This is a genomic window from Paraburkholderia sp. RL17-373-BIF-A, from assembly GCF_046030175.1.
Classification (GTDB): domain Bacteria; phylum Pseudomonadota; class Gammaproteobacteria; order Burkholderiales; family Burkholderiaceae; genus Paraburkholderia.
This window is the reverse complement of record NZ_JARESO010000199.1, coordinates 1-2,471: the sequence shown is the minus strand read 5'-3', so window position 1 is coordinate 2,471 and position 2,471 is coordinate 1. Positions and strand designations below refer to the sequence as shown.

The following is a 2,471-nucleotide window of genomic DNA, read 5'->3' as shown; positions in this document are numbered from 1 at the left end:
TGCAGTGCTTCTGGCGCAATACTCCAGACTCGCACAGCCAAGACAGTGGCGCCCGTCGGAGCCTGGTTTAAAGGACTTCAGTGCAATGCTGATGCGCCTTGATTGTCTGGAAGCCGACCTCAGACGCGAGCGAGATCGGCGAGAACAGGCAGCTGCCCGAGGTTCGGCCGAGTGCATCTTGTCTTCGATCGACGCCTGCATTGAGTTCTTGAACGGACAATGCAAGGCCATGCGCAAAATCATCGACCTTCACATTGTCGCCAACGACACGCTGAACAAGAGCGTCGTGCGTCTTCGCACAATTCCTGCTGTCGGCGAAAAAACGGCGATGCGCATGGCCGCCATCCTTACCGAAAACAGCTTCCACAGCGGCAAGGAAGCGGCCGCGTACCTCGGACTCGTGCCGATCAAGTGCGAGTCGGGTAGTAGCGTGAGAGGTCGCTCACGCCTTTCCAAAGCCGGCAATCCAAGGGTGCGAGCCTCTTTGTATATGGCAGCGGTCGTAGCGAAGAAGATTGATCCGGACATCAAGGACTTTTACGAGCGGCTCTGCGCCCAAGGAAAGACCAGGATGTCGGCGCTCGGTGCCTGCATGCGAAAACTCGTGCATCTATGCCATGGCGTGCTCAAATCCGGTCACGATTATGTGCGCCCTGAGGCACGATCGTCTTGACGTTCAAGACGGTATCTACATCGCGACCGACGAAGGATGGTTATATCTTGCCGGCCTGAAGGACCTGTACAGCGGCGAAATCGTTGGCTATGCGATGAGCGAACGCATGACGAAAGACTTGGTGATGCAGGCGCTGTTTCGCGCCGTCTCAAGCCGACGCCCGAAGCCCGGCCTGATTCAGCACACCGACCGCGGCTCGCAATATTGCGCACGGGCTTACCAAAAGCTCGTCAGGCAGTTCGGCATGCGCGCATCGATGAGTCGCCGCGGCAACTGCTACGATAACGCGCCGATCGAATCTTTCCGGGATTCTCTAAAGAGCGAACTGATCTATCATCAGCGATTCGTCACGCGGGAGCGGGCCAGACTCGCCATCAGCGAGTACATCGAAATGTTTTACAACCGGCAGCGCACGCAGGCCCGTCCCGGCTACCTGTCGCCTGCCGCATATACGCAGCGATTCTACCTGGATCGTGCTGCGGCTTAACGCGTTGGCCTCCACCGATTCCGACCGACCTCAGCTTTGCCTTGCTGCACCAAAGGGCGAGTCGCTTCGAAAGCCCGCTCCAAAGCCTCAAACAAATGAGGTCGTACTCGACGAAAGTTGATCCAAAAACCTAGAATCGACCCCGCGCAACATCGAACCTGCCGAATCGGTCGCGTTCCCGAAATCGGCGGTCACGTTCGCCGAAATACGCAATTGGGATAGAATCTTCGGGTAGCGGGATTTTACGTAAAGAGGTCGACCATGCTCAATGCAGTCTCGTCTCTGCAAGCGCTGGGTTCGGCAGCAGCTTCGATTTTTTCATCTGTTGCCGTGCTCTTCGGTTATTGGGCATTTCACTTGCCAAAACCGTGGACAAAGGCTGATTTCCTCCTCGCTGCTTTGCCGTCGGTGAGTCTTGTTCTTTTCGGCGCCGCGTTTTGGCTCGCGATGGGCCTAGACCCGCGTAACAGTCACGTAGTCATACACACAGTCAGGCGCCTATTTCTGGGTGGTGTACTCTTCACATGCCTCGGGATTGCCCTGATCACCATGAACCTGCACTGAGATCGCTACCTCCAACGGGTCCAGTGCAACTTCGACTTGAAGGACGGAGAGATAGTGTGGGGTTGACCCTGTAATTCAAGACACTCGGACATCGCTAAGTAATGGTGCAGCGGTTCGGCGCAACTCCCGGGGGGAAGGATACTTCAGTGCCTTGTGCGGAGTGCGTTCGTTGTAATATTCGTATGCTGTCCACGAACGACGCCACTCAGGCGTGCTCTGAGACGTATATTGTGTGATAGCGAGAAAGGTCAGCGGAAATCGGCGGGTATCTTGCCACGGCAACAGCGCCTCGTCGTCGACAAAGTTGCCGTTCTGGAAATAACGGATCTGCTTGGCCACTGCCCATGCAGATAGGTCAGCGCGTTGCCGAGTAAACTTTGGGGCACGACGCTGGACGACTGTGCGAGCATCAGTTTTTCGATGGCATCGAGTACTTGTGCACTGGGCAGGTTCAATGGATTGTTGCAACGCCCTCCTATTAATATCGAATGAGGGAGGGTTAACGAATGGCACAAATGGGACGGGCTGGGTTGCCGCCAGAAGACAAGTCAGGGGTTTTGCGGCGGTGGCGGGCAGGCGAATCGTTTCTTGACATCGGGAAAGCGCCAGGCAAGCCAGCAGGCTTCTATGGCGTGATCCGACCATACGGAGAGTACACCCCTGTGGCTCGTAAGCGGTCGGTAAGCGCCTCACGACGGCCATTCTCGACGCCGGGGTGGCCGCTGGGTAATTTGGTGCCGACCAAAT

The 2,471-nt window shown here is 56.5% G+C and carries 2 protein-coding genes and 1 pseudogene; all 3 read left to right on the top strand.

The annotated features are described in order from the left end of the window. The coding region (locus tag P0D80_RS49505) for a transposase (protein WP_408295885.1) at positions 1 to 673 on the top strand (673 nt) is incomplete at its 5' end. 7 nt (positions 674 to 680) lie between these two features. Then, positions 681 to 1,160, top strand: a pseudogene (locus tag P0D80_RS49500) (IS3 family transposase); the annotation flags it as partial. Positions 1,161 to 1,421: 261 nt separating this feature from the next. After that, a complete protein-coding gene (locus tag P0D80_RS49495; RefSeq protein ID WP_408295882.1) occupies positions 1,422 to 1,724 on the top strand; it encodes a hypothetical protein in 303 nt (100 codons plus the stop codon). The last annotated feature ends 747 nt before the right edge of the window (positions 1,725 to 2,471 follow it).

What these genes read in the sequence shown, in the direction of transcription:
- P0D80_RS49495 (WP_408295882.1), top strand. Translation starts at nt 1,422, where the DNA reads ATGCTCAATGCAGTCTCGTCTCTGCAAGCGCTGGGTTCGGCAGCAGCT.